22 protein-coding genes are annotated in these 25,913 nt (G+C 62.2%); 8 read left to right on the forward strand and 14 right to left on the reverse strand.

Annotation, left to right across the window (positions count from 1 at the left end; all coding sequences use genetic code 11):
• Window positions 1–169 precede the first annotated feature (169 nt).
• From pdxY to hemW, 7 genes are all read right to left on the reverse strand, one after another.
• Window positions 170–1,018 (reverse strand): pyridoxal kinase PdxY, encoded by an 849-nt coding sequence (gene pdxY, locus QP884_RS02745; RefSeq protein ID WP_284820583.1) that lies wholly within the window; start codon window positions 1,016–1,018, stop codon window positions 170–172.
• 52 nt (window positions 1,019–1,070) lie between these two features.
• Window positions 1,071–1,688: an rRNA maturation RNase YbeY gene (gene ybeY, locus QP884_RS02750; RefSeq protein ID WP_005326445.1), complete on the reverse strand. Its 618-nt coding sequence runs from the start codon at window positions 1,686–1,688 to the stop codon at window positions 1,071–1,073.
• Window positions 1,685–2,665, reverse strand: coding sequence for a PhoH family protein (locus QP884_RS02755; RefSeq protein ID WP_005326444.1), 981 nt, complete (start codon window positions 2,663–2,665; stop codon window positions 1,685–1,687). The genes ybeY and QP884_RS02755 overlap by 4 nt, the downstream gene beginning before the upstream one ends.
• A 23-nt stretch (window positions 2,666–2,688) precedes the next feature.
• Complete coding sequence (locus QP884_RS02760; protein ID WP_284820585.1) at window positions 2,689–3,447, reverse strand: 16S rRNA (uracil(1498)-N(3))-methyltransferase; 759 nt, start codon at window positions 3,445–3,447, stop codon at window positions 2,689–2,691.
• Window positions 3,447–4,598 carry a molecular chaperone DnaJ gene (gene dnaJ / locus QP884_RS02765; protein WP_005326440.1) on the reverse strand — a complete coding sequence of 384 codons (1,152 nt, stop codon included), beginning with the start codon at window positions 4,596–4,598 and terminating at the stop codon, window positions 3,447–3,449. Before dnaJ ends, QP884_RS02760 begins: the two co-directional genes overlap by 1 nt.
• Window positions 4,599–4,667: 69 nt before the next feature.
• Window positions 4,668–5,717, reverse strand: a complete 1,050-nt coding sequence (gene hrcA, locus QP884_RS02770) for a heat-inducible transcriptional repressor HrcA (RefSeq protein ID WP_005324198.1) — start codon at window positions 5,715–5,717, stop codon at window positions 4,668–4,670.
• A gap of 59 nt (window positions 5,718–5,776) precedes the next feature.
• Entirely contained in the window at window positions 5,777–6,916 is a 1,140-nt protein-coding gene (gene hemW, locus QP884_RS02775; RefSeq protein ID WP_284820587.1) for a radical SAM family heme chaperone HemW, read from the reverse strand.
• 147 nt (window positions 6,917–7,063) lie between these two features.
• Here hemW and QP884_RS02780 point away from each other — a divergent pair, with 147 nt between their 5' ends.
• The 3 genes from QP884_RS02780 to QP884_RS02790 all read left to right on the forward strand — a co-directional run bounded on the left by QP884_RS02780 (window position 7,064) and on the right by QP884_RS02790 (window position 10,609).
• The gene (locus tag QP884_RS02780) at window positions 7,064–8,458 is read left to right on the forward strand and encodes a hemolysin family protein (RefSeq protein ID WP_284820588.1); all 1,395 of its coding nucleotides are present in this window, start codon (window positions 7,064–7,066) and stop codon (window positions 8,456–8,458) included.
• Window positions 8,458–9,516 (forward strand): CNNM domain-containing protein, encoded by a 1,059-nt coding sequence (locus QP884_RS02785; RefSeq protein WP_239278682.1) that lies wholly within the window; start codon window positions 8,458–8,460, stop codon window positions 9,514–9,516. Before QP884_RS02780 ends, QP884_RS02785 begins: the two co-directional genes overlap by 1 nt.
• Window positions 9,517–9,736: 220 nt before the next feature.
• Window positions 9,737–10,609 (forward strand): hypothetical protein, encoded by an 873-nt coding sequence (locus QP884_RS02790; RefSeq protein ID WP_284820589.1) that lies wholly within the window; start codon window positions 9,737–9,739, stop codon window positions 10,607–10,609.
• A gap of 225 nt (window positions 10,610–10,834) precedes the next feature.
• Here the strand turns inward: QP884_RS02790 and QP884_RS02795 are convergent, their stop codons facing one another.
• From QP884_RS02795 to QP884_RS02805, 3 genes are all read right to left on the reverse strand, one after another.
• A complete protein-coding gene (locus QP884_RS02795; RefSeq protein WP_284820590.1) occupies window positions 10,835–12,613 on the reverse strand; it encodes a hypothetical protein in 1,779 nt (592 codons plus the stop codon).
• Between the two features lie 344 nt (window positions 12,614–12,957).
• Window positions 12,958–13,638 carry a hypothetical protein gene (locus QP884_RS02800; protein ID WP_005324183.1) on the reverse strand — a complete coding sequence of 227 codons (681 nt, stop codon included), beginning with the start codon at window positions 13,636–13,638 and terminating at the stop codon, window positions 12,958–12,960.
• Window positions 13,639–13,890: 252 nt separating this feature from the next.
• On the reverse strand, window positions 13,891–15,723 hold the full coding sequence (locus QP884_RS02805) for an AMP-dependent synthetase/ligase (protein WP_284820591.1): 1,833 nt from the start codon (window positions 15,721–15,723) through the stop codon (window positions 13,891–13,893).
• A gap of 94 nt (window positions 15,724–15,817) precedes the next feature.
• Here QP884_RS02805 and malQ point away from each other — a divergent pair, with 94 nt between their 5' ends.
• Complete coding sequence (gene malQ / locus QP884_RS02810) at window positions 15,818–17,941, forward strand: 4-alpha-glucanotransferase (RefSeq protein WP_284820592.1); 2,124 nt, start codon at window positions 15,818–15,820, stop codon at window positions 17,939–17,941.
• 34 nt (window positions 17,942–17,975) lie between these two features.
• On the opposite strand, the gene QP884_RS02815 is transcribed toward malQ, so the two are convergent.
• Both QP884_RS02815 and QP884_RS02820 read right to left on the reverse strand, forming a co-directional pair.
• Window positions 17,976–18,215, reverse strand: a complete 240-nt coding sequence (locus QP884_RS02815) for a hypothetical protein (protein ID WP_023020989.1) — start codon at window positions 18,213–18,215, stop codon at window positions 17,976–17,978.
• Window positions 18,208–18,423: a hypothetical protein gene (locus QP884_RS02820; protein ID WP_284820593.1), complete on the reverse strand. Its 216-nt coding sequence runs from the start codon at window positions 18,421–18,423 to the stop codon at window positions 18,208–18,210. Before QP884_RS02820 ends, QP884_RS02815 begins: the two co-directional genes overlap by 8 nt.
• 38 nt (window positions 18,424–18,461) lie before the next feature.
• On the opposite strand from QP884_RS02820, the gene QP884_RS02825 reads away from it, so the two are divergent.
• Window positions 18,462–19,766: an alpha/beta fold hydrolase gene (locus QP884_RS02825; RefSeq protein WP_284820594.1), complete on the forward strand. Its 1,305-nt coding sequence runs from the start codon at window positions 18,462–18,464 to the stop codon at window positions 19,764–19,766.
• Between the two features lie 13 nt (window positions 19,767–19,779).
• Here QP884_RS02825 and idi read toward each other — a convergent pair whose 3' ends face one another.
• Both idi and QP884_RS02835 read right to left on the reverse strand, forming a co-directional pair.
• Entirely contained in the window at window positions 19,780–20,316 is a 537-nt protein-coding gene (gene idi / locus QP884_RS02830; protein WP_284820595.1) for an isopentenyl-diphosphate Delta-isomerase, read from the reverse strand.
• Window positions 20,313–20,861, reverse strand: a complete 549-nt coding sequence (locus QP884_RS02835) for a hypothetical protein (protein ID WP_284820596.1) — start codon at window positions 20,859–20,861, stop codon at window positions 20,313–20,315. Before QP884_RS02835 ends, idi begins: the two co-directional genes overlap by 4 nt.
• Before the next feature lie 189 nt (window positions 20,862–21,050).
• On the opposite strand from QP884_RS02835, the gene QP884_RS02840 reads away from it, so the two are divergent.
• The 3 genes from QP884_RS02840 (at window position 21,051) to brnQ (ending at window position 25,752) form a co-directional block, all read left to right on the forward strand.
• Window positions 21,051–22,964, forward strand: a complete 1,914-nt coding sequence (locus tag QP884_RS02840; protein ID WP_284820597.1) for an ABC transporter ATP-binding protein — start codon at window positions 21,051–21,053, stop codon at window positions 22,962–22,964.
• A gap of 52 nt (window positions 22,965–23,016) precedes the next feature.
• Window positions 23,017–24,147: a MalY/PatB family protein gene (locus tag QP884_RS02845; protein WP_284820598.1), complete on the forward strand. Its 1,131-nt coding sequence runs from the start codon at window positions 23,017–23,019 to the stop codon at window positions 24,145–24,147.
• Between the two features lie 204 nt (window positions 24,148–24,351).
• Window positions 24,352–25,752: a branched-chain amino acid transport system II carrier protein gene (brnQ, locus tag QP884_RS02850; RefSeq protein ID WP_284820600.1), complete on the forward strand. Its 1,401-nt coding sequence runs from the start codon at window positions 24,352–24,354 to the stop codon at window positions 25,750–25,752.
• Window positions 25,753–25,913 lie beyond the last annotated feature (161 nt).

The raw sequence follows: 25,913 nt of genomic DNA on the forward strand, positions 1-25,913 counted from the left end.
GGGTTCTTAAGGGAGCAGAGGAGAAAAGTCCAAGGTGATCGGGCCGAATTGAGGGCGAAAAGGCCGATCTGAGGGGTACTTTCCCTCAGATCAGCTCGATCAGAATGGACCTAGCTTTAGTAGGCCAAACTTCACGGAGCCCAACGCGCGAGAGCGGGCCCCGCAGGGATTAAAGCTCCTCGGCGTCGAATTGCATGCGCGGGTGTGCAAATACGTCCTGGGACTGGATGAGCTGGAGCTCGGCCGTCTCTGCTTCGTAGGTGTTTTCCAGCAGGTCATACACGGAGGAGGCGGTGCGGCGCAGGGATTCCTTGACGTCGCTGGTCTCGGTGTAGTGACCGGTAAACAGGGCCGCGGTAACGTCGCCGGAGCCATTGCGCTTGAACGGTAGCAACGGCGTGGATACGAGGAAGGCGCGCTCGCCGTCGACGGCGAGCATCTCAATCTGGTCGTCGGCAGTCTCGGGGCGCTTAACGGAAGTGACCAGCACGGTCTTTGGGCCGATTTCCTGCGCCTTTTTTACTGCAGCGAGGGTTTGCTCAAGGGTGCCGACCTCAGAATCGGTGAGGTAGCCCAACTCAAACTGGTTGGGGGTGATGATATCGGCGACGGGCACGACGCGGTCGCGCAGCAGTGGCGGGATCTCATCGGAGACAAAGCAGCCAGACTTAGCATTGCCCATCACCGGGTCGCAAGCGTAGAGGGCCTTGGGGTTGGCGGCCTTGATGCGGCGGACGGTTTCCACGATGGCGTCGGCAATGTCGGCGCCGCCCTGGTAACCAGAAAGGATGGCGTCGATCTGCGGGAAAGCGCCACGCTTTTCAATGCCGTCAATGATGGAGGTGACATCGCTAGCCGGAATCATCGGTCCGCCCCAGTCGCCGTAGCCGGTGTGGTTAGAGAAATTCACCGTGTGGACCGGCCATACCTCATGGCCGGCGCGCTGTAGGGGGAAGACGGCCGCGGAGTTGCCAACGTGGCCGTAGGTGACGTGGGACTGGATGGAAAGGATAGTCATAGCTACCCATTGTGCTACGCGTCTTATGCGCCCACAAAAGAAAAAGGAAAAATTATTCCTCCGGGCGATCTTGTGGCTCGCCCACCGCAGGGATTCCGCCGCCGGGAACCTGCTTGTCTAGGTTGGCGCGCTCGGCGGCGTCAGGAAAAGCCTTCGGACCGGAAGGCTTGGGCTGATAGGAAACGCCGCGCTCGGCTGCGTCGTCGTACCAATCCGCGAGCAGCTCGTTTTGCCGGCCGAACATTTCCTTCTCCTCGGCCGGGGTGGAGTGGTCATAGCCCAAAAGGTGCAGGCAACCATGGACGGTAAGCAGGGCCAGCTCGTGGCCTAGGGAGTGGCCGGCGGCTTCTGCCTGGCGCAGGGCAAACTCGGGGCACAGGACGATATCGCCCAGCATGGCCGGGCCTGGGTCGGCGGCATCGGGGCGGCCGCCACCAGCGATGGCGCCAGGGGTGAGCTCATCCATGGGAAAGCTCATGACATCGGTGGGGCCTTCCAGATCCATCCAGCGCACATGCAAATCCTCAATGGTCTTCAGATCCACGCAGGTGATGGTGCACTCGGCATCGGGGTTGATGTCCATGGCGCCGAAGGCATAAGAGGCGACGTCAATCAGCATCTCCTCGTTGACGCCTTCGAAGCCGGATTCATTGAGAAACTCGATACTCATTCCATTCCCTCGTATTCAGCGGCTTTCTTATTATCAAAGGTCTCATACGCATTGACGATGCGCCCGACCAGCTGGTGGCGCACCACGTCCTTGGAGCCCAGGTCCGCGAAGTGGATATCATCCACGTTGCGCAGGATGCGGCGCACGATGCGCAGGCCCGAGACCTGGCCGTGTGGGAGGTCTACCTGCGAGATATCGCCGGTAACCACAATCTTGGAGCCAAAGCCCAGACGGGTGAGGAACATCTTCATCTGCGCCGGCGTGGTGTTTTGGGCCTCGTCGAGGATGACGAAGGCATCGTTCAGCGTGCGGCCGCGCATATAGGCCAGCGGGGCGACCTCGATGATGCCGGCTTCCATGAGCTTAGGAATCATCTCTGGGTCGAGCATGTCGCGCAGGGCGTCGTACAGCGGGCGCAGGTACGGGTCGATCTTGTCATTGAGCGTGCCCGGCAAGAAGCCGAGCTTCTCCCCTGCCTCCACGGCCGGGCGGGTGAGGATAATGCGCGAGACCTGCTTGGTCTGCAGCGCCTGTACGGCCTTGGCCACCGCCAGGTAGGTCTTGCCGGAACCGGCCGGGCCGATACCAAAGACCACCGTATTATCGTCGATGGCCTGCACGTATTCAGACTGCCCCACCGTCTTCGGGCGGACGGCCTTGCCGCGGCGCTTAACGATGTCCGCCGCCAGCGCCGCCGATACCGACTGCGGCGCCTCCACGGCAACCATGTCCATGGTGTGCTTGACCGTATCGGTGGACACGGCGTGGCCGCGGCGGGCGATGGCCTCGAGCTCATCGAGGATCTTGGCGGCGCGGGCCACCTCATAATCCGGACCGGTAACGGTGACGACATTACCGCGGGCAAAAAGGTCCGCATCCAGGCGGTTATTGAGCACGCGCAGGTTATCGTCCGCACTACCCAGCACGCTGCTGACGTAGGCGGAGTCTAGCTCACATTTCTTCGTGATGATAGGCACGTGCTTTAGGCTACCAGCGCCTGCTACCAACGCTCGGTGCGCATGCCGATTGCCGCTAGCGCCACCATTGCCGCACTCGCCGTGCGTAGCACTTCCGGGCCGAGCTTGATGGGTGTGGCGCCGGCTTCCTTAAGGCGATCGAGCTCGGCGTCGCCAATGCCGCCCTCGGGGCCGACGAGCAGGACGACGTCGTCCGCCAGCGGCACGTCCTTGATGGAGACGGTTGCTTCCTCGTGCAATACAAGCACGGTGGGTGCGTTGGAGGAAGCGCCGTCGCGGCCGCCGGTGAGTTCCTGGACGAGCTGCGGGGTGGTCAGCGGGCCGCGCACCTGCGGGATGCGGGCGCGACGGGATTGTTTGGCCGCGGAATCCGCGGCCGCCTGCCACTTGGCCACCGCCTTCGGTGCCTTCTTACCGTCCCATTTAGCCACACAACGGTCCGCCTGCCAGGCGATAATCTCATCCGCGCCGGCCTGGGTGGCAAGATCCACTGCGAGCTCGGCACGCTCGGATTTCGGGATGGCCTGCACCACGCTCACCCGCGGGGTGGGATCGGGCGCAGTGTCGATGGAGTCGACCGTGCCCTCCAGGGAGTCCTTGCCCGAGGTAGCGGTGATGGTGAGGGTAAGGCGGGTTCCGGTGCCGTCGATAAGCTCGAGGCGCTCGCCCTCCCCCATGCGCTTGACCGTCACGGCATGGCGGGCCTCCGGGCCGGAAAAACTGAAGGCCTCGCCGGTGCGCGCGGCGGAGAGATCCGGGTGGATGAAGACGGGCAGCGACATTAGCGGCGGAACTTATCGCGGATGCGGCTGAAGAAGGATTCCTCTTGGCCGTCGCCGGTGGTGCGCACGCGCGCGCCCTCGTCGCGGGAGTTGCGGATCTTCTCCAGGGACTCGCGGGTCTTGCGGTCCAGGTCCTTGGGCACGACGACGTCCACGTGGGCAAAGAGGTTGCCGTAGCCATCGGTGCGCAGGCGCGGCATGCCGGCGCCATCGACCTTGATGGACTCGCCCGGCTGGGTGCCCGGCTCGATGTCGATGGTGAGCTCTTCGCCATTGAGCTGGTCGATGGTGAAGTTGGTGCCCAAGGCGGCGTCAATCATCGGCACGCGCACGGTGAGGTTCAGGTCATCGGCGTTGCGCTGGAAGACGGGGTGCTCCTCCGTGTGGACCTCGACGTAGAGGTCGCCGGCTGGGCCGCCGCCGTGGCCGACCTCGCCCTGGGAAGCCATGCGGATGCGCATGCCATCATTGATGCCGGCCGGGATATTCACGGTGAGATCGCGGCGCTTCTTCACGCGGCCATCGCCGGCGCAGTGGTTGCACGGATCGGTAATGACCTCGCCAAAGCCCTGGCACTTCGGGCACGGGCGGGTGGTCATGACGTTGCCCAAGAAGCTGCGCTGCATCTCCTGGATTTCACCCATGCCATTGCAGTTATCACAGGTAACCGGCTTGGCCTTGGACTCGGAGCCGGTACCGCCGCAGCTATCGCACAGCACCGCGGTATCCACGGTGACCTTCTTCTTTAGGCCGGTGTAGGCCTCCTCCAGGGTGATGCGGGTGCGCAGCAGGGCATCGTTGCCCGGCTGGACGCGGGACTTCGGGCCGCGGGAACCGCCGGCACCGCCACCGAAGAATTCGGCGAAGATATCGCCGAGGCCACCGCCACCGAAGCCGCCAAAGCCACCGGCGCCGGCACCGCCGCCACCCTGCTCCATGGGGTCGCCGCCCATGTCCACGATCTGGCGCTTTTGCGGATCCAGCAGGACCTCCTGGGCCAGCGCGGCATCGCGGAACTTTTCCGCGGCAGCGTCGTCATCCGGGTTCAGATCCGGGTGATACTTGCGGGCCATTTTGCGGTAGGCCTTCTTAATCTCCTGGTCAGTTGCGTTTTTATCAACACCGAGGATGCCGTAATAGTCACGAGCCACTGTAAGAGATATTCCTTCTAATTCGTCTTGTTGGGGTTAACTTGAAAAAATAATGCGCGGCCAGCCAGTTTACTCGCACTGCTCGCCGGCCAAAATTTCGCTCACATACCGTGCAACGGCAGAGACCTTAGAAATTGTTCCCGAGTAATCCATAAAGGTAGGACCCACCACGCCGAGGCCGCCGAGTGTAGCCACCTCATCGCCGGTGCCCAGGCCGTAGCCCGTGGCCACCACGGAGGCTTGGCGCAGCTGGTCTTCCTCGTTTTCCTCACCGATAACCACGGAGACATTGCCCAGATCAGGCACGCGGGCAAGCAGCTTGAGGACGACGACCTGCTCTTCTAGTGCCTCGATAATCTTGGGCAAACCTTCCGGAAACTCGCGCGCCACGCGCGTGAGGTTGGAGGCGCCGGCCATAATCAGCCGGTCGGAGGGCTGTTCCACTAGGGTCTCGATGAGCGTGGTGGCCACCTTGAGTACGTGGTGTCGGATATCCAAGGGGGCGTCGTCGACAAGGTGGGCGAGCTCCACGGAGGCGTCGGTAAGCGTCTTGCCCACCAGCGCGCTATTGACGATGTCGCGCAGGCGGAAGGTCTGGTCCTGGTCGATGATTTCATCGAGCTCCACATTGCGCTGGTCCACGCGGCCGTTATCGGTGATAAGCACCAGCAGCAGGCGCACCGGGGACAGCGCCACGACCTCGCAGTGCTTGACGCGCGAGACCTTGAGATTGGGCAGCTGGACGACGGCCGCCTGCTTCGTCACCTGCGCCAGTAGCTGCACCGAGCGGCGCAGCACATCCTCCAGGTCGACGCCGCCTTCCAAGAAGTTGAGCATCGCGCGGCGCTCCGGGGCCGAAAGCGGCTTGACCTCGTGGAGGGAGTCCACAAAGTGGCGGTAGCCCTGCTGGGTGGGCACGCGGCCTGAGCTGGCGTGCTGCTGGGAGATAAGGCCCTGGGATTCGAGCACGGCCATGTCATTGCGGATGGTGGCCGAGGAAACTCCCAGCTGGTAGCGCTCCAAGAGCGACTTAGAGCCAACCGGCTCCTGGGAGGCAATATAGTCCGCCACGATGGCGCGCAGGACTTCCTTGCGGCGGGCATCGGTTGAGGTAGACACTATGGCGCTCCTATTCGCTTGGCTATTTCACGTGCTTTCAAGTTTAGACGCGAGGGGGATTAGGTTTCTTCGGCGACGAGGAGATCGGTGATGATGCCGTCGGCCAGCAGGCGGCCGGGCTTGGTAATGCGTACGCGATCGCCGGCGCGCTCGAGCAGACCGCGGCCGATGAAGTGCTCGAGGACGGGGGCAGCGTGGGCATCAAGCCAGGCCTCCGGGATGCCCTCGCGCAGGCGCAGGCCGAGCATGATTTTCTCCATGTGGCGGTCGGCCTCGGTAAGCGTTTCGGCCTCTTTGATGGGTAGCTCATCGCGGCCGAGGGCATCGATATAGCGCGAGGGGTGCTTGACGTTAAAAAAGCGCTCGTTGCCCAAATGCGAGTGGGCGCCTGGGCCGGCGCCCCACCAATTGCCGTCTACCCAGTAGATGCGGTTGTGCTCGCACTCGCCGCCGGGCTTGGACCAGTTGGAGACCTCGTACCACTCAAAGCCTTCTGACTCGAGGGTGGAGGAAATCATCTCATAGCGCCGAGCCAGCACGTCCTCATCGGGGGCGGGCAGGATACCCTTGTTGACCTTGCGCGCCATGCGGGTGCCATCTTCCACGATGAGCGAATAAGCACTGACGTGGTCCACGCCGGTTTCTAGCACGCGATCGAGGGTCTCGCGCACGTTGTCATCGGTTTCGGTGGGAGTGCCGTAGATCATGTCGAGGTTGACGTGCTCGAAGCCGGCGGCGCGGGCCTCGCGGGCGGCGGCAAAGGCGCGGCCGGGGGTATGGGCACGCTCGAGGACCTGGAGAACGCCCGGGGATGCGGACTGCATGCCGAGGCTGATGCGGGTATAGCCTGCGTCGGCAAGCTGGGCAAAATACTCCGGTGAGGTGGACTCCGGGTTGGATTCGGTGGTGACCTCCGCCCCAGGCTTCAGGCCGAAGGTGGAACGGACGGTGTTCAGGATGTGGCTCAGGCCCTGCCCTCCCAGCAGCGAGGGCGTGCCGCCGCCAATGAAGACGGTCTCGGCCGGGCGGCCCACGCGCGCGGCCGCCAATTCCAGCTCGCGGTCCAAGGCATCCAGGTAGGGCCCAGTGAGATCGCGCGAGCTGCCAAGCTCGCCCGGGGTATAGGTATTGAAATCGCAATACCCGCAACGAGTGGCACAGAAAGGAACGTGGATATACAGCCCGAAGGGTTCAGTCATGGATAAAACCCTAATAGGCCGGGAACAAAATGGCCGAAAGCGGGGTTGAGCATGTAGTATGTTTCCATCTTCCCAAGTAGAAAGGCACCCTCAGTGGAACCTCCGAGTCGATGTCCCTACCTCCTTCTAGGCGGTGGGGAGTAAATCATGTTATCGGCTATTTTGATGATCCTGGCCGGCTTCGTAGTCATTGGCCTCATCATCGTCGCGAACGCATACTTCGTGGCCCAAGAATTTTCCTTTATGTCCGTGGACCGCACGCAGCTGCGGACCCAGGCTGCTGAGGGGGATAAGACAGCCCAACGCGCGCTGGCTATTACTCAGCAGACCTCCTTCATGCTCTCGGGCGCGCAGCTCGGTATTACGATTACCGGCCTGCTCATCGGCTATGTGGCCGAGCCGCTCGTGGGCCAGGGACTGGGTACGTTGCTTGGCGGCGTCGGCGTTCCGTCCGCGGTGTCAGTCACCGTTGGTACCATCGCGGCACTTTTCATCTCCACGATTGCGACGATGCTGTTTGCGGAGCTCTTCCCCAAGAACTACACCATCGCCGCACCGATGAAGACGGCGCGCTGGCTGGCCGCCTCCACGCAGCTTTACCTGCGGATTTTCGGCTGGCTCATCCACTTCTTCGAGTACTCTTCCAATGCCATCCTCAAGGTCTTTGGCATCGAACCGGTAGAAGACGTGGACTCCTCCGCCACCGCCGATGACCTGGAATCCATCGTGGATTCCTCCCACGAGGCCGGCGATCTGGATGAAAATACCTATATGGTGCTCGACCGCCTGCTGGACTTCCCCGAGCACGACGTTGAGCACGCCATGATCCCACGCTCCCGCGTGGACGTCATTGACCCGGACACCACCCTCGGTGAGGTCCGCGAGATGATGTCTACCGACCACACGCGCTACCCCGTCATCGACGATGAGCACAATCCAATCGGCGTGGTGCATCTTATCGACGTCCTGGGAAGCGACCTGCCCGCCGCCACCAAGGCCACCAGCATCATGCAGGAGGCCGTCGTGGTCCCTGAGTTGATGCCGCTGCCGGATGTGGTGGAAGAGCTGCGCGATAGCGACCAGAAGATGGCGTGCGTGATCGATGAGTACGGCGGCTTCGTAGGCATCGTGACCATGGAGGACTTGGCCGAGGAAATCTTGGGCGATGTCACCGATGAGCACGATATCGAAGAAACCGAGGAAATCACCGAGCAGGACGAATCCCACTGGTTGGTCGACGGCGATACACCGATTGATGAGATCGAGCGCGCCATCGGCCACGACCTGCCTGAGGGCGACTTTGAGACTGTCGCCGGCCTCGTCATTGCCCACTCCGGTGCGCTGCCTGAGGTAGGCGAGGAACACACCATCCAGCTCGAGGCCGAGCCCGATGACTGGGTTGACCACGATGAAGCACCCGTCCGCTCCCTCCGCCTGCGTGTGCAAGAGGTGGATCGCCACGTACCGTCCGTGCTCGCCATCGAGTTGGTGGAGGATTACTCCGACCACTCCGATGATGCCGATAAGAAGGAGGATGCATAATGACCGAATCGTGGTGGTTTAACCTCCTCGTTACCCTCCTTATCATCGCCGCTTCCGGCTTCTTTGTGATTATCGAGTTCTCCTTGATGGGCGCTCGCCGCAACCGTTTGGAAGAGGATGCGGAAAACTCCCGCACCGCCCGCGCCGGCCTGCGCTCGCTCAATGAGCTGACCATCATGCTCGCCGGCGCGCAGCTGGGCATTACCGCCGCCACCTTTGTGCTCGGTGCTGTAACCAAGCCCTGGGTGCACCACCTGCTCATGGCGCCGCTGGAGGCCGCCGGCCTGCCGCTGGGCATTGCCGACGTCGTCAGCTTCCTCCTCGCCCTCTTCATCGTTACCTTCCTCCACCTCGTACTCGGTGAGATGGCACCGAAGTCGTGGGCCATTACCCACCCGGAGACCGCCCTGCAGTTCATCGCGGTCCCCGCACGCGGCTTCGTGTGGATCTTCCGCCCGCTGCTGAAGTGGATCAACGTCATGGCCAACAAAATGGTCTCCATGGCCGGCGAAGAGCCCGTCGACCGCGCCGGTGCGGCCGGCTACGACGCCGAAACCCTGCGCACCTTGGTCGAGCACTCCCGCGAGACCGGTGCTCTAGACGATGAGTCTGCCAACCAGATTTCTGATGTCATCGAGTTGGAAAACTCCACCGTGGGCGCCATGGCTCGCGAGCACGGCTCTGAGGTAGTGCCCCTGCCTTCCGACGCCACCGTGGAGGACCTCCAAGACCTCGTCGTACGCAAGAACATCATGCGCGTGCTGGTCTTCCCTAAGGACTCCCGCGTCCCCCGCGTGGTCCACGTGCGCGATACCTTGCTGGCAGAACCAGAAACCCCGGTTCTCGAGTTCTCCCGCCCTGCCCTGTCCGTGTCTTCTTCCACCACCGTGCAAAAGACCTTGGACCACATGCGCGCTCGCAACGAGCAGCTTGTCATGGTAGGCAAGGCCGATAAGGACAACGCCGTGTGGATCCTCACCTGGGACGACATCATGGGCCAACTGTGGCCGCAGATTACCGAGCAGCTAGACAAGGTCACCCCTCCCCCAGCCGTCTAGTTCCTGCCGCGTCCTCGCCCGCGCCCGCTTTTTGTGGCCAGCGCGGGCTTTGCCGTTTTTGCACCCACGCGCAAGGGATGTTGCCCCGACTGTGGATAACTGTGGCCGTAACTTTCCCATCCGCCACTTCGCTCACTCGCCTTTCTCTGCGGCCTTGTTATCCACAGGCCCGGCCGCTACCTCCTCGCGCCGGCCGGCAGCGTGCCCTTTCCTAGGAGGCATGACACCACCACTGACCAATATCGACTCCATCCGCGCCAACCACCCCACCTTCTGGACCGACCTGAAAAACGGCACCTACCTCAAACTCGCACCGCGCATCGCGGTCCGGCGCGATCACTACCATTGCCTCGACTTCCCCTCTCAACTGCGCCTGCGCGCCATCGCCGCCGCTCGCAGCGCCTATACTGCGGTGCTCATCTCCAAGTCCGCCGCCCGCGTGCACGGACTTTGGGCCATCGCCACGGCCGAGGAAAAGATTGAAATGGCTCTTCCCACCAATACGCTTCCCCACAAGGACCGCCGCCATCCCGAGCGCATCTACCGCAAAGCTTTACTTCCCGAGCCCGTCCTCGTGGACGGCACCCGCTGCGTTTCCAAGGCCCGCGCGGTTATCGACGTCGCCCGCTACCACGGCTTCACCGACGGCCTCATCGCCGCTGACTCGGCTTTGCGTTCCGGCCTCAGCCGAGAAGACCTCAAGGAAGAATTTGCCCGCATGGGCCGAGTGCGCAATAGCCGCATCGTCCGCGCCGTAATCCACCACGCCTCACCTCTTTCCCGCTCTCCCTACGAGTCTTTCGCCCGCACCCTCCTCATTGAGGCCGATTTCCCCTGGCCCATGTTCTTCGAGGCACCGTTCACCGCACTACCTGGTATCACGACCGCCCTATGTATCAACAGCGCCTACCTCATCGACATCATCCCCGCGAAGGCGCTTCCCCATCAGCATGAACGCCACCGACGTCTGCGCGAGGCCGGCTTCACGGTCCTCTGCTATACCCCGCGGCAGCTCATCGACCACCCCACTCGCTTCCTGACCGACCTCATTTCCACCATCTCCGCCAGACAAAAGGCCGCGCGTTCTGCCTAAGTCCACGCTTCCTGCCTCCCGCCATCCTCTATCCCGCAGCCCTTCGCGCTCACCAGCGGTGCTTTCGCCGCGGAGTCGGCTGCGCCGGTGAGCGCGAAGGGAGGGCGATGGCGAACACCTCACAAGAGAACCCACCGAGACTTCACCCGCAATAAGAAAGAGCCTTCGCGAGCATATGCTCGCGAAGGCTCTACTACTTCCGGCTAATGCCTCAACAGGAAGGTCTTACTGGTTGATGCGCCATGGGACGCTGTTCTTCGGCAGCATGCCGTGGGTGTAGAGGTAGTCAATGGTGGACAGGATGCCCAGCACCGTGCCGCCACCTACGAGTGCAGCCAGGAAGGAGAACCCTGCGACGGAAGACATGTCTGCGTCCTTACCGTCCTTACCGTTGATGCCATCACGGCCGTCGCGACCATCGCGACCATCGCGTCCGTCACGGCCATCCTGACCATCCTGGCCATCTTCGCCGTCGCGGCCGTCCTTACCGTCTTGGCCATCTTCGCCGTCGCGGCCGTCCTTACCGTCTTGGCCATCTTCGCCGTCGCGGCCGTCACGGCCATCGCGTCCATCGCGGCCGTTCTCGCCATCCTTACCGTCACGACCGTCACGGCCATCGCGTCCATCGCGGCCGTTCTCGCCATCCTTACCGTCACGACCGTCACGGCCATCGCGACCGTCGCGGCCATCTTGGCCATCCTGGCCGTCCTTACCGTCTACGCCATCCTGGCCGTCCTTACCGTCCTGGCCGTCTTTGCCCGGAACAACCGCAGTTTCGGTAGTGGAAGGTTCGGTGGATTCCTCAGAGGTCGGCTCTTCAGCGGAAGTTTCTTCTGCGGAGGTCGGCTCTTCGGTGGCCGTTTCTTCTGCAGAGGTCTCCTCAGTAGAGGTCTCTTCTGCGGACTCGGACGGGGTGGTCTCCTCAGAGGTAGCATCCTCAGAAGCCGGAGCCTCGGAAGTGGTCTCCTCAGAAGAAGGCTCCTCGGAAGGGCTCTCCTCGGCAGGCTGGTCCTTGGTCTTCTTGCCGTTGAGCATATCGGAGCACAGCTGGCCGGCCGGAGCGTTGACGGCCGCGAGATCAGAAGCTGCGGTGGAGATGTTGTTCAGGGAGTCTTCGATGCTCTTCTGCTGGTCCTTGCTCAGCTTCAGGTCGCCGGCGACGCTCGCACCTGGAACCAGGCCGGCGATGGTAACGGCTGCATTGAAGAGCTTCAAGATAACCTTGGTGCCCTTGCCAAAGGCGCCGTCGGCGAACTTAAGCAGGCCGGAGACGGTCTTCTTAGCACCATCCGGGTTGTTCATATCAACGTCGGCATCGGCGTTATCGATACGGCCGATGGCCATGCCCTGGGCGCGGGAGAGATCCCAGGTAACCGTCTTGTCCTTCTCGCCTTCCTTGACCAGCTTGGCAATGCCGTCCCAGGTCTTGCCGGAAATCTTATCGATGAAATCAGCCGGAACCAGGTCACCGACGACCGGGATGATTTCCCAGACGGTCTTGAGGATCTTTTCGCCGCCATCGTAGAAGGCCTTAGCTAGGGCAAGCTTGAGGTCAAGCATGTTGCCTTCCTTGTCAGGGGCATCAGTGACCTCACAGACGAGCTTGTCCTTCTGCTCATCCTTGACCACCTTGACGTTGACGTCGCCGTTGGAGGCCTCAGTCTGTGCGAGTTCCTCGAGGGTGGTTGGCTTTGCGGACTCTTCGGAAGCCGGAGCCTCGGCGGTCTCCTCCGCGCCGTCTACTGCGTACGGGGTGATGGACTCGGCGGCGTCTTCTTCTGCGTCGAGTTCTTCCATCGCCTTATCGCCGGCGTTGTTTTCCTCCAGCAGGTTGCCGTCTTCATCGAACTCGATGCCGTTGAGGCTTACGGTATCGTCGGTGGTCTTTTCCTCGACGAAGGTGGTGTCGTCAGCCGCGACGGCGCTGGGTACGACGGTAATGGAAGAAAAGGTGGCTACGGCCAGTGCGCTGGCAATGAGGCGAGAAGTTCGACATGCGCCCATGGATTAACTCCCTGTAGATGTGGTTAAAGAATGTGATTGCGCGCGCCGCGTGTGGATGGTGCTAGGTCACGGCGTTCGCTTGGACGGGAAATACCCTACAGCGCGTTGAGAGTATTTTCTACTTAGATTTTAAGGTTGCCCTATCAACAATACCGCTGAATACACAACCCAACCCACTGAACAGGCATAACAGAAATTATATGGAACGGCTGTTAACCTAAAATTTCCCTAAATTCTTCCCCGAATCGGGGCGCCCTAGCGCAGAAAACTTCAACGGCCACCGAGAGAGGGAATCTCGGTGGCCGTGAACATCCCCTTGCGTGAAACAAGGAAGTCTATGTGGTTTATGCAGTTGTAGCCCGGCGGGCCGCCTCACGCTTAGCGCGGACCTTTTCCACCACCGCGGCAACCCGGGCGCGCTCTTCTAGGAACTGCGGTGGGTTATGCCCGCGCATCGTGCGGACATAGGCCGGGTGGGTATCCAGCACCGTGTGCTTCCACGCTTGGACGGCAATGAGGGCGGACTCGCCGGTGCGCTTGTACAAGTGCGGCAGCGAGACCATGTCGAGGTTGCGGGCCACGGCGTCGGTTTGTGCAAGCACGTACTCCACTACCTCGCGGAGGTAATCCGCCACGGCCTGGGTGCGAGAGCGCAGGGACTCGGCCAGCTCGTGCACCACAATGGGCTTGGAGATGGGGAATCGCTCATCCAATAGGCGCGGGGTAAGTTGTTCCGGTTCTTCCACGTCGTTCACGCCGGAAGAAGCGGCGGAAATGGTGCCGGAGCGTACACCAGAGACCAGGGCTTGGCGCAGGCCCATCAGCTCGCCTACACAACGGCCGGAGTCAACGCGGGCGTCTTCGACGATATCGCCCAGCTCAGCTAGGCAATCCATGCACAGCTCTTCGTCCCAATCCTCGATGGCTTCAATGAGGTGCTCGAGATATTCTGCGACTTCGTCGCCGATATTGTAAATCTCTTGCGTAAGCTCGCGGTGGCGCAGCTCGGCGGCGATTTTGTGCATTGGCTTCGAGCCACTCCTTCCACGGTCCCATTTCTAACCTCTAGTAGAGGTTGAGGTTTGCTGTAACGCCTCACGACTTTATGCGAGATCCGCCGCCGCGAGCGCGCGACACTCCGAAGCCATTCACAGGTTTATGGCAGGTTCGCCCGCACTGGGGTGAGGATGGTGGGGTGAGCTGCAGAAGGGAGCGTCGGCAAGCGGGGCAAAAAGAAACACCCGAGGAAACTCCCTCGGGTGTACCCGTCGCGCAGCCTAGCGCTTGTACAGGTGCTCGATGGCCGCGGCGTAGCGCTGCGACACCACGTTGCGCTTGACCTTCATGGTGGGGGTCAGCTCGTTTTCTTCCTCGGTAAGGTCAGATTCCAGGATGTAAAACTTCTTGATGCCCTCCGCATGGGAGACGGTGGCATTGACCTGGTTGATGGCATCCTGCAGCTCCGCGCGCAGGGTCGGATCGGTGGCCAGCTCGCGCATGGAGCGATTCTCCGGAATGTTGTGGTCTAGCTTCCAGCGCTTCAAAATGTCCGGATCCAGGGTCAGCAGCACGCCGACGAAGGGCTTGCCATCGCCTACCACCATGGCCTGGGAGATAAGCGGGTGCCCGCGCAAGATATCCTCCATCGGGCCGGGCGAGACATTCTTGCCGCCGGCCGTAACAATGAGATCCTTCTTGCGGCCGGTGATAACGAGCTTGCCGTCCTCATCAATCTCACCCAAGTCGCCGGTGTTGTACCAGCCATCCTCGAGGGCCTCGGCCGTGGCTTCCGGATTATTCCAGTAACCGTGGAAGACGATATCGCCCTTGATGCAGATTTCGCCTTCCTCATTGATGCGGAAGGTCACGCCACCCATCGGCGGTCCAACGGTGCCGATGGACTGATCCACAAAGTCCACTGCGGCCGCGGCGGCGACCTCGGTCAGGCCATAGCCCTCATAGACCGGGATGCCGATGCCGCGGTACCAGTGCAGCAGGTCATGGCCCATGGCTGAGCCACCGGTAATGCAGTAGTTCACGTTGCCGCCCACGCCCTTGCGGATGGTGGAGTACACCAGCTTGTCAAAGACCTTGTGCTTGGCCTTCAGCAGGCGGTCCGGGCCCTCCGGCTTATCCAAAGCCTTGGAGTACTCGATGGCTACCTTCTCGGACTGCTCAAAAAGCAGGGTCTTGATACCGGAATCGGCCGCCTTAGCGGCAGCAGAGTTGCGCACCTTCTCAAAGACGCGCGGCACGCCCAAAATGACATTCGGGCGGGAGCGGGCGAATTCGATGGAGATGGTGGAAAAGTCCGACCAGTGATTCTGGGAGGCGCCGCGCATGGCCACCGCAATGGATACCGCGCGGGCAAAGACGTGGGCCAGCGGCAGGAAGGTTAGCGTGTGGCTGCCCGGCACGGCGAAGATGCCAATCGGGTTGGTGCACAGGCCGCGGGTCTGGGCCAGCCAGTTGCGGTGGGTCAGGATGCAGCCCTTGGGGCGTCCGGTGGTGCCCGAGGTATACACCAGGGAGGCCAGGTCATCGGTGGAGGTGGCCTTGATGCGGGCGTAGACCTCGTCGGCGGTCACGCCGCGGCCCTCGAACTTCAAGGTATCGATGGCAGAGGAGTTAATTTCCAGCACGCGGCGCAGCTGCGATGGGGAGCCCTTGAGGTTGGGTTCGCCGTCTTCCTGCAGCACCAGGTTTTCTACCAGCTCGGAGTGCTCGCGGGTTTCCGTAATGGCGAGCACGGCGCCGGAGTCCTCGATGATCCAGCGCACCTGGGAGGCGGACGAGGACGGGTAGACCGGCACGGAGGCGGCACCGGCGGCCCAGATGGCAAAGTCCAGCAGGGACCACTCATAGCGGGTGGCAGAGATGAGGGCGACGCGGTCCCCCTGCTGCACACCCAGGGCGATAAGTCCCTGGGCTACTTCAAAGACCTCATCGATGAATTCTTTGCCCGTGACGTTGACCCACTCGTAGTTAGCCGGGCGGGTAAACATGACGCCGTGAGGGCGCTTCTTCGCGGTGTCCATCAGGGCGGTCAGGCAGGTTTCGCCAGGCTCGATAGTAAATTGCGCCGGGGTATGCACTTCTTGCAGGGTCACGCGGTGTCCTTTCGAACAGCTAATTATTAATCTCCGCCTACTGTACCAATCTGTTCCCCAGCAGGCGCGTTGTCCCCGTGGCACAATGTGGCCTGTGACTACCCGCGACTTGCTTGAAGAACTCGCTCAGCGCCACGGCGTGGCCACCAGCTATACCTCCCAGTCTGGTTTCACCGTTCACGTCGCTGAAGACACTATTGCCTATACCCTGCGCGCCTTGGGCGTGGCCATCGATGACAATCCGGACGATGCGGCGCTGACGCAGCTGCTTTACGACGACTACCTGGACCGCTCCTCCCAGCCCCTCCCCCACTGCGTTGTCGCACCCCAGGACCAAGAGCGCGGGTTCGTGGTCCACGTGCACGCGGGCGAAGCCGCCAACGTACACATTGAGCTGGAGGAAGGCGGCACCCGCGAGGTCTACCAAGACCCCAATGACGCCCCAGATGCCAATGTTGATGGCACGCTGTGGGGCGAAGCGAGCTTCCACATCCCCGGCGATCTGCCCATGGGGTACCACGAGTTGGTGTTGGAGTCCGGGGGCATCGGCAAGCATGCCTGCCCGCTGATTATTACCCCGGCGCGCCTTTCCACGGCCGATGAGTTTGTGGAGCGCCCCATTAGCGGCGTGATGGCGCAGCTGTATTCGGTGCGCTCGGAATCCTCCTGGGGCATCGGCGATTTCCAGGATTTGGGGCAGCTGGCGGAGACTCTGGCCCCGCACGCGGATTTCCTGCTGGTCAACCCGCTGCATGCCGCCGAGCCGCTTCCACCGGTGGAGGACTCGCCGTATCTGCCCACCACGCGGCGCTTTATCAACCCTCTCTACCTGCACATCGAATCCATCCCGGAGCTCAAGCTCCTGCCGGAGGATCTGCAGGATGATGTGCGCGAGCTGGCCGAGGAGTTTCGCCAGCGCAATCGCAGCGCCGAGGAGATTGACCGCGACACCATTTTTGAGGCCAAGCTGCAGGTGCTGCGCGAGCTCTTTAACTACCAGCCCTCCCCGGAGCGCGAAGAGGCCTTCGTGCGCTACGCCCGCGAGGAAGGCCGCGGCCTGCGCGATTTCGCGTATTGGTGTGCGCAGCAAGACGCCGCGGCGCAGTCGGGCCAGCGCCATGCCGAAGGCCTGGACATGGACACGCTCACGCGCTTTTATTCCTGGCTGCAGTTCCTATGCGATGAGCAGCTGGCCGCCGCGCAGCAGCGCGCACTCGATGCCGGCATGCGCCTGGGCCTAGTGACTGACCTTGCCGTGGGTGTGCACCCAGGCGGCGCCGATGCCGTAAACCTCACTGAGTATTTGGCACCGCAGTGCTCGGTGGGTGCCCCACCGGATGACTATAACCAGCAGGGCCAGGATTGGTCGCAGCCGCCATGGCACCCGCAGCGCCTGGCCGCCGCGGGCTATGCCCCGTGGCGCGAGATGCTCTCCACCGTGCTGCGCCATGCCGGCGGCGTGCGCGTGGACCATATCTTGGGCCTTTTCCGCCTGTATTGGATCCCGCGCATGGCCAGCCCGCTGACGGGCACCTATGTCTCCTATGACTTTGAGGCCATGGTGGGCATCTTGGCGCTAGAAGCAGAGCGCGCCGGTGCGGTGGTCATTGGTGAGGACCTCGGCACCGTCGAGCCGTGGGTACAAGACGTGCTCGCGCAGAAGGCGGTGCTGGGTACCTCCATCGTGTGGTTTGAGCGCGACGATGATGACTACTCCCCGCTGCCGCAGGACAAGTACCGCCAGCTGGCGCTGTCCTCGGTTAATACGCACGATCTGCCGCCGACCTTGGCGTACCTGCGCGGCGATCATATTTCGCTCCGCGCGCGCTTAGGCGTGCTGACCCGCTCGGTGGAGGACGAGCAGCGCGATGACATCGAGTGGCAGGCCCGCGTATTGGGCGCGGTAGCGGACCGCGGCCTCTTGCCGCAGCGCGATTACCTCGTGGATCCGGCCGAGCGCGCCTCCCGCGGCGCCGAGGAAGACATCTCTGTGGCGCTGCACCGCTATATTGCGGGCACGCCTTCGGCACTTGCCTGCACCAGCTTGGTGGACATGGTGGGCGATGTGCGCGCGCAGAATCAGCCGGGCACCACGCACGAGCTTTATCCCAATTGGTGCGTGCCGCTGTGCGATACCAACGGCACCGCCCTGCTCATCGAGGATCTTCCTGGTCTGGAATTCTTCCAGCGTTTAGCAGCCACCAGCCGTAAGGACTAGCGCTGGGCCTGGGGCTCGCGGCCGGTGGACGCGCCTAGGTCCACAGGCCGATGAGGGCAACGACGATGACCAGCGCGATCATCGTCCACAGTGTGAGAGAGACGCGGGACTTGGGCAGGGCGCGCTTGCGCTTTGCCGGCTGGGCGCCGGGCGTGGTTGCCGGAGCGGAAGGCTGGCTGGTGCGCTTGGCTTCGGGGTCCCAAAGACCCTCGCGGGGGTTGGCGCGCAGCTCAGCGCGCTCTTGCCGTGCGCGCTCGTTATTTTCCTCAGCCATGGTGGTCTACTCTAGTGCTGCGGCTGCGTTGCTGGGAAATCACTCCGGCGGCCCGATTGGCCACGCGGTCAACCGCCCACATCAGGCACCAGGCTATAACCACCATGAGTGGTACGGCGATGGCCACCACGATGACCATTTGAATCCACACGGGCGCCTGCACCAACAATTGCGATAGCGTGCTACCCAAGCTCGTCAACCACTCCATGGCTACTTATCCTACTTGCTCGCGGTAATCTGGCTGACATGTCGAGCGCCCAGATTCCCGTTACCGTCGCCACCGCCTCCGGCCGGATCACCGGCGTGCGCCGCGATGGCCTGCATTATTTCCACTCGGTGCGCTATAGCACCATCCCCAGCCCTTACTCGCCTGCCGAGCCAATGGATGGCGCCCTTGATCAGGATGCCCGCGAGCCGCGCCCAACTGACATTGCGCTGAGCATTACCGCGCCTGCCGACGCCGCCGAGTGCCCCGTCGTGGTCTATATTCACGGCGGCCGCTTTGAGCATGGTTCGCACGAGGATCCACGGCTGACGGGGGAAAAGAATGCCCGCCACGGGGTAATCCAGGTCAACGTGGGTTACCGGGTGGGCTTGGCCGGCTTTGCGCGCTTCGACGGCGACGAGGCGGACCGCTACCGCGGCATCGATGATTGCCTCTTGGCCTTGGAGTGGCTACAGGACAATATCGAAGCTTTCGGCGGCGATAAGACCAATATCACTTTGGTGGGCCAATCCGCCGGGGCGGCGATAAGCCTGTGGCTGGCGCGCCGCGATCATTTCCGGGGCGGGTTCCGCCGCGTGCTGGCACTCTCGCCGGCATTCCCGCGTGACCGTTTTGAGCATCGCATCACCGACCTGCGCCGGGCCCTCGGCGTGCCGGTCACGCGCCAGGCGCTGGAGAAGATGGACCCGGAATCGCTGGCCAAAGGCTATGCCAAATTCCGCAAGAAATACCGCTTCGACGTCGCCTTGGGCCCCGCACCACTGCGCGCCGAAGAACTAGCGGATATTCCCATCGTGGTGACCTCCACCCGCGATGAGTTCTACACCATGCCCGCGGCCGAGCGCATAGACAAGATGGCACTGGCCGGCTTTATTACCAGCTACCTCTCGCCCAAGTTCGGGATGTCACACGATCGTTTCAAACAGTGGCGGCAGCTGGCGCACTACGTCGATCCGCAGCGGCCGATGGGCCGCCTCATCGGTGATGCCGCCGTGCGCCGCTGGACCGCCCAGGTAGCCGAGGGGGCTCCAGGCCCCACCTGGATGATGGAATTTACCCGGACCGAAGCCCCCGCGGTGCACTGCGCCGAGTTGGACCCGCTCTTTGGCGGCAGCGGAGACGAGGAGGCGAAAAACGCTCCCGCCGGTGAGCTCAACGAGTGGCTGCGCCACTATGCCACCACGGGAGAGCCCGGATTCCCCGGCTACGGCGATGACCACCAGGTGTTGGAATTCGACCTGGATACGGGCGAGCGTCGGCTAGCCTATGCCACCTTGGACTATGTGGCCGCGGCCTTCTACAACGACGACGAGCTTGGGGTGTAGCGGGCGCCGAAAATTACAATGCGGCACGCAGCGTGCTATCCGCGAGCTCGTCAATCATCCACGGGCTAAAAACACCAGGCATGGCATCGGCGGCGGCAAAGAGGTTTTCTGGCTCGACCCACTGGTAGGAATCGACCTCGTCGGGATTGGGCTCCCAGGCGGCGTCGGCAGCGAGCTCAACGGTATATACCGGGCAGATTTCATTTTCTACCGTGCCGGAGGAATCCACCGCGCGATAGGAAAAGTCCGGCAGGATAAGCCGCGGGGCGGACAGATCCGCCGGCGCAATGCCGAGCTCAAAGGAAGCACGGCGCAGCACCGCATCCGCGGTTTCCTCGCCGGGTGCGGGGTGGCCGCAAAAGGCATTGGTCCACACGCCGGGCCAGGTGCGCTTGCTCAGCGCACGGCGGGTGACCAGAACCTTCCCGCCACAGGCCAACCAGGCGGAGAAAGCAAAGTGCAGCGGAGTATCGGTGGTATGAACTTCGGCCTTGGGAGCGGTGCCGATGGGTTCGCCCTCGGCAGAGGCCAAGACTACAAGTTCCGTCATAGATTAAGGTCTCCTACCCAGGTCACGTTGCCAATGTGCAAGCGCGCATTCCACAGGTTGCCAGGCGTCACGTCAAAGCGATACTGCAGGTTGACCGAAGCGCCTGCACCCAGCGGGTGATCGAGTCCCGGGGGCTCTACGCCCGGGGCAGACTCCTTGTCATAGGGCAAGGAATTGATCTTGGCCCAGCCGCCATTACCATCGGCGCGCTCCAGGGTGGGGTCCTCAAAGGCGTCGACAGGCAGGGGCACATCGTTTTTGTTCTTGAGCAGAATGGTCACCACGGTGCCACCGGAGTTGCTATCGGTATACACGCCCTGCAACTGCCAGCTCACGCCCAGGCCCTTATCCTCTACCGGCTCGGCCAGGTTGGAGGTAACTTCCTTATCGTCGGTGTCCTTGGCCTCGTACGGGGCCTCTTCGGAGCTGGAGACGGTGATATGGTCCCCCAGCCCGGTTTCTTCCGGCTGGAGAACGCTACATCCGGTCAGGGTCACGGCGAGTACGCTGACTACGCCCGCGCCGAGTGTGTGGGAAATTTTCACCGTGGATGGATCCTTTGCACGCGAAGATTGTTGTATTTCTGCACAAGTACCTTAGCCTAAACCTCCCTGAACTTAAGTATTTACGCTCGTTAACGCCGCATGTGGCATACTGGGCAGTCGCTTAAATCTCTCCCTCCTTTCCCTAATTCCGCGCACTAACCGCCGTTTCAAAGTGAGTGTGGTCTACTTATGAATTCCATTTTGCGCATTACCCGCAGTGCCTCCGCCCTGTGGCCCTTTTACCTGGGCGTGCTGCTAACCGCCACGATAACGGCCGTCGTTGCACTGGTCTCGCCGTTTTTGACGCGCGAAGCCACCGATACCATCGTGGGCGCCCTGCAAAACGACGCCCCACTGGGCGATGCGCTGCGTACGGTGCTGGTGCTGGCAGTGGCGCTTTTTCTTGCCGACGCCGCCAATGCCCTCTTCCGCAATATCGGCGGCTACATCGGCGATGTCATGGTCTCGCGTCTGCGCGAGATTTTGTCCACGCGCTACTTTGCCAAGCTGCTGGCCCTCCCGCAGGGCTATTACGATAACCAGGTCACCGGCACCATCATCGCCCGGCTGGATCGCTCGATTGCCAATATCACGCAGTTCGTGCAGTCCTTTGCCAATAACTTCTTTACGATGATCATCCAGACCCTCGCGGTGCTGGCCATTACCTCGTGGTATTACTGGCCGCTGGCCATCCTGCTCGCGCTGCTCTTCCCGGTCTATATGTGGCTTACCGCGCTGACCTCGAAGCGCTGGCAGAAGTTTGAGGCGGTCAAAAACGAAAATATTGACGTCGCCAACGGCCGCTTCGCGGAGGTCATCGGCCAGGTCAAGGTGGCTAAGTCCTTCGTGAGCGAAACCCGCGAGCTTTCCCACTTTGCCAAGCGCTACCGCACCGTGGTCGATACCACCAAGCCGCAGTCACGCTGGTGGCACATGATGGATACCTTCCGCGGCCTAGCCATGGCGGTTATCTTCCTCGGCATTTACGGCGTGATCTTCTGGCGCACGCTCGAGGGACATTTCTCCTTGGGCGATATGGTCATGTTGCTGCAGATGGTCTCTAGCGCGAAGCAGCCGGTTTTCATGATGAGCTGGATTGTCGATACCGCCCAGCGCGCCATCGCCGGTTCCAAGGACTACTTCAAGGTCATGGAAGAAGAGCTCGAGCCCACCGCCCCGCGCGAGCTGGTTGCTGCCACCACCGGTTCGCACACCCCGCAGCTCGACCTCACCCCGGTCAGCCCGCTGGAGCCCACACCCGGCGCGCCGGTCTTCTCCTTTGATCACGTCTCCTTCGCCTACGAGGAAGGCAAGCCCGTGGTGGAGGATATTTCCTTCGCCGCCTCTGAGGGCCACAAGGTGGCGCTCGTGGGCGAATCCGGCGGCGGCAAGTCCACGTTGGTCAACCTCCTGCTCGGCCTTTACCATCCCTCGGCCGGGCACCTCGATGTGCTGGGGCACCGAGTAGACGATCTCACCGCCTCGCGCCTGCGCGCCTCGGTGGGTGTGGTCTTCCAGGAGTCCTACCTCTTCTCCGGCACGATTCGCGAGAACATCGCTTATGGCAAGCCGGGTGCCACGGAGGAGGAAATCGTGGACGTCGCCAAGCGGGCCAATGCCCATGAGTTCATCCAAGCCTTCCCGGACGGCTATGACACGGTCATTGGTGAGCGCGGTCTGAAGCTTTCCGGCGGGCAGAAGCAGCGCGTTTCCGTGGCGCGCGCCATGCTCAAGGACGCGCCCATCCTGGTCCTGGATGAGGCCACCTCGGCGCTGGATACCAAGTCCGAGCGCGCCGTGCAGGCCGGCCTGGATGAGCTGATGAAAGACCGCACCACGCTGATTATTGCCCACCGCCTATCCACCATTGCGGATGTAGATACCATCATCACCCTGGATCGCGGCCGCATTGATGAGATGGGCTCGCCGGCCGAGCTGGCGCAATCCGGTGGTATCTATGCCGAGTTGCTCAAGCTGACCCAATCCACCTCGGCCGCGGACCGCCGCCGGTTGAAGAAGTACGGTTTTGTCTCGGGCTCTGCCTCCGACGAGTCCGAAGACGCGGAGGAGGACTCCCAGTGGGCCGACAAGGCAGATGAATAAAAGCGCATAAAAGCGCTGGGGTGACCGCAGGCTTCGCGTTATGGTTATGGCCATGGAGTTTCCTAGCCTAGAAGAGTTGCAAGCCCGCGGAACCCGCAAGTGGACCGTCTTCGAGGAAGACGTCTTGCCGCTGTGGATCGCGGAGTCCGATTTCCCCACCGCACCCGCCGTAAAGAAGGCACTGGAAGAGATGGTGGATAAGGAAACCTTTGGCTATACCCCAGCGCCCAAGGCCTCGGGGCTGCGCGAAGCTGTGGCCGATTTCTACAACGACCGCTATGGCTGGCGCCCCAACTCCGACCATATTTTCTGGATCGGCGATGTAGTGCGCGGCCTGTTGCTCGGCGTGCAGTACTTCACTCGCGAGGACTCGCCCGTGATTGTGCCGGTTCCCTCCTACCCACCGCTTTTGGAGCTGCCACGCACCGCGGGCCGCGAGAAAATCGAGACCAGCTTGGAGCTCGACGATATTGAGCGCGCCTTCCAGGCGGGCGCGGGCTCTATTTTGCTGGCCAATCCCTATAATCCACTCGGCCGCGTCTTGGATGAGGAGTTCCTCACCGGCCTGGTCGAACTGGCGGAGAAGTATGATGCGCGCATCTTGGCCGATGAAATCCACGCCCCGCTGGTCTATGAGGGCCGGCATATCCCGGTAGCCTCGCTCGGCGCGGCGGCCGCGGAGCGCACCATCACGGTCACCGCTACGTCTAAGGCCTTTAACACCGCCGGCCTCAAGTGCGCCCAGATGATTTTCTCCAACGCGGCCGATGTTCAGACCTGGAACTGCCTTTCTGGCGTGGCCAAGGATGGCACGGGCACCTTGGGTGTTTTGGCCGCGGAGACCGCGTACCGCGAGTGCGGCGATTTCCTCGATGAAGAGGTGGCCTACCTGCGCGAAACCCGCGATTGGTTGGTGGAGGAGCTGCCCAAGCGCATCCCCGGCCTAAAGACCAGCAAACCGGATGCCACCTACCTGCTGTGGTTGGACTTTGCCGATACCGCCATTGGCGGCAATCCGCAGCCGGCCAAGTGGCTGCGCGAGAATGCCAAGGTGGCGCTCAATGAGGGCGATACCTTCGGCACTGGCGGCCCGGGCCATGCGCGGTTGAACTTTTCTACCTCGCGCGAAATCTTGGAAGAAGCGCTCGACCGCATGGAGCGCGCCTTTGCGGCCCTCGATTAGGCCGGCCCAGCTGGAGCCACCATGTATTCTGCGTCACCCCCACGCTTTGATTTCTCACCATGTGGGCGGTAATGTCTCATTACACGAACAGGCGTGACCCGCCATCTCGGACCGCGAAGAGGCACCCCGCCTCCGCCACCACCCTCGGCGGAATGGGGAAGCTTCCTCGCATTCTAGCTGTACATGGAAAATTAAGGAGCCACAATGGCTACCCCAGTTGCGTCAAGCACCTCTAAGCCCGGCGCCACCATCGTAATTGCGTCGCTGATGCTGTTTTCGATGTTCTTCGGCGCCGGCAACCTCATCTTCCCGCCCATGGTGGGCGTTTCGGCCGGCACCAACTTTTGGCCCGCCGTCCTCGGCTTCCTGGCCGCCGGCGTGCTCCTTCCGGTCCTAGCTATTATTGCCGTTGCCATTTCTGGCCGCTCCGTGCGCGATCTGAGCTCCAACGGCGGCGCCCTCTTCGGCTTGGTCTTTTCCGTGATGGCCTACCTGGCCATCGGTGCTTTCTACGCCCTGCCGCGCACCGGCGCCGTGTCCATGGAAACCGCCATCACCCCGCTTCTGGGCTGGGAAGGAACGATGGCCAATGGCATCTTCAATATCGTCTTCTTCCTTATCGCTTTAGTGCTGGCCTGGAGCCCGAACACCATCATCGATACCTTGGGGAAGTTCCTTACCCCAGCCCTGGTAGCGCTGTTGATCGTCCTTATCACTTTGGCCGCTTTTAGCAACGGCCGCGATCCCCAGACCCCTACCGAGGATTATTCTTCTTCCCCCATGGTCACCGGCCTGTTCGAGGGCTATAACACCATGGACGCGATTGCCGGCTTGGCCTTTTCCATCGTGATTGTTGCGTCCTTGCGCTCCAAGGGTTTTAAGACCCGCAAGTCCCTGGTCAACGGCACCATCACCGCCGCGCTTATTGCGGGCTTTTTGCTGGCCGCAATCTACCTGGGCTTGGCCTGGGTGGGCCAAACTATCCCTAACGGCCAGTCCTATGAGTCGGGAGCGCCCCTGCTTGCCGACGCCGCCAATCTCACCATGGGCACCATCGGCCAGGCCGTCTTTTCTGCCATCGTCATCCTGGCCTGCATGACCACCGCGGTGGGCCTTATCACCTCCACCTCGGCCTTCTTTGAGATGCTCATGCCCAAGGTCAAGTACCACGTCTGGGCCTGCCTATTTACTGCACTGTCCATCCTCTTTGCCTTCCAAGGCCTGGATACAGTGCTGTCCATCGCGGTTCCGTTCATCACCTTCTTGTACCCACCGGCCATCTCCCTTATCGCTCTCACCCTGATCCAGCCGATGGTGAAAAAGTCCGTCGTCTTCTACTGGACCTACCGCCTGGCGCTGTGGGTATCGGTGCTGTGGTCGGCCCTGTCCGTCATCGCCGCCCAGGGCTGGGGCGCCGACGCACTCGATCCCCTCTTGAGCCTGGCGCCCGGCCAGTCCGTGGACTTGGGCTGGATTGTTCCTACCGCTATCGCGGCAGTCATCGGCCTCGTTGTCGATATCGCCACCAAGGCCGGCGAGAAGCACGCTGCCGCCAACCCACAAGCGGAAGAACCGACCGAGGCAGAGGCCCTCGCAGAGGCCTAGTCGCCTTTCGCTTCCTCCACACTCCCCTCCCCTCTCTTCGCTGCACCGCAGCGCCGAGGCGGAGGGGAGTTTTCTGTGCGTCTCTAGCTCCCCACGCAGCCTTGCTGTATCGCCCCCCGACCGGAATAGTCAGGCGGCGCGTACCGTTGGAAGGAGAGAAC

This window comes from Corynebacterium tuberculostearicum, from assembly GCF_030229345.1.
Lineage (GTDB): Bacteria > Actinomycetota > Actinomycetes > Mycobacteriales > Mycobacteriaceae > Corynebacterium > Corynebacterium tuberculostearicum_G.

What these genes read in the sequence shown, in the direction of transcription:
- pdxY (WP_284820583.1), bottom strand. Translation starts at nt 1,018, where the DNA reads ATGACTATCCTTTCCATCCAGTCCCACGTCACCTACGGCCACGTTGGC.
- ybeY (WP_005326445.1), bottom strand. Translation starts at nt 1,688, where the DNA reads ATGAGTATCGAGTTTCTCAATGAATCCGGCTTCGAAGGCGTCAACGAG.
- QP884_RS02760 (WP_284820585.1), bottom strand. Translation starts at nt 3,447, where the DNA reads ATGTCGCTGCCCGTCTTCATCCACCCGGATCTCTCCGCCGCGCGCACC.
- hemW (WP_284820587.1), bottom strand. Translation starts at nt 6,916, where the DNA reads ATGACTGAACCCTTCGGGCTGTATATCCACGTTCCTTTCTGTGCCACT.
- QP884_RS02780 (WP_284820588.1), top strand. Translation starts at nt 7,064, where the DNA reads ATGTTATCGGCTATTTTGATGATCCTGGCCGGCTTCGTAGTCATTGGC.
- QP884_RS02785 (WP_239278682.1), top strand. Translation starts at nt 8,458, where the DNA reads ATGACCGAATCGTGGTGGTTTAACCTCCTCGTTACCCTCCTTATCATC.
- QP884_RS02790 (WP_284820589.1), top strand. Translation starts at nt 9,737, where the DNA reads ATGACACCACCACTGACCAATATCGACTCCATCCGCGCCAACCACCCC.
- QP884_RS02795 (WP_284820590.1), bottom strand. Translation starts at nt 12,613, where the DNA reads ATGGGCGCATGTCGAACTTCTCGCCTCATTGCCAGCGCACTGGCCGTA.
- QP884_RS02800 (WP_005324183.1), bottom strand. Translation starts at nt 13,638, where the DNA reads ATGCACAAAATCGCCGCCGAGCTGCGCCACCGCGAGCTTACGCAAGAG.
- QP884_RS02815 (WP_023020989.1), bottom strand. Translation starts at nt 18,215, where the DNA reads ATGGCTGAGGAAAATAACGAGCGCGCACGGCAAGAGCGCGCTGAGCTG.
- QP884_RS02820 (WP_284820593.1), bottom strand. Translation starts at nt 18,423, where the DNA reads ATGGAGTGGTTGACGAGCTTGGGTAGCACGCTATCGCAATTGTTGGTG.
- QP884_RS02825 (WP_284820594.1), top strand. Translation starts at nt 18,462, where the DNA reads ATGTCGAGCGCCCAGATTCCCGTTACCGTCGCCACCGCCTCCGGCCGG.
- idi (WP_284820595.1), bottom strand. Translation starts at nt 20,316, where the DNA reads ATGACGGAACTTGTAGTCTTGGCCTCTGCCGAGGGCGAACCCATCGGC.
- QP884_RS02840 (WP_284820597.1), top strand. Translation starts at nt 21,051, where the DNA reads ATGAATTCCATTTTGCGCATTACCCGCAGTGCCTCCGCCCTGTGGCCC.
- QP884_RS02845 (WP_284820598.1), top strand. Translation starts at nt 23,017, where the DNA reads ATGGAGTTTCCTAGCCTAGAAGAGTTGCAAGCCCGCGGAACCCGCAAG.
- brnQ (WP_284820600.1), top strand. Translation starts at nt 24,352, where the DNA reads ATGGCTACCCCAGTTGCGTCAAGCACCTCTAAGCCCGGCGCCACCATC.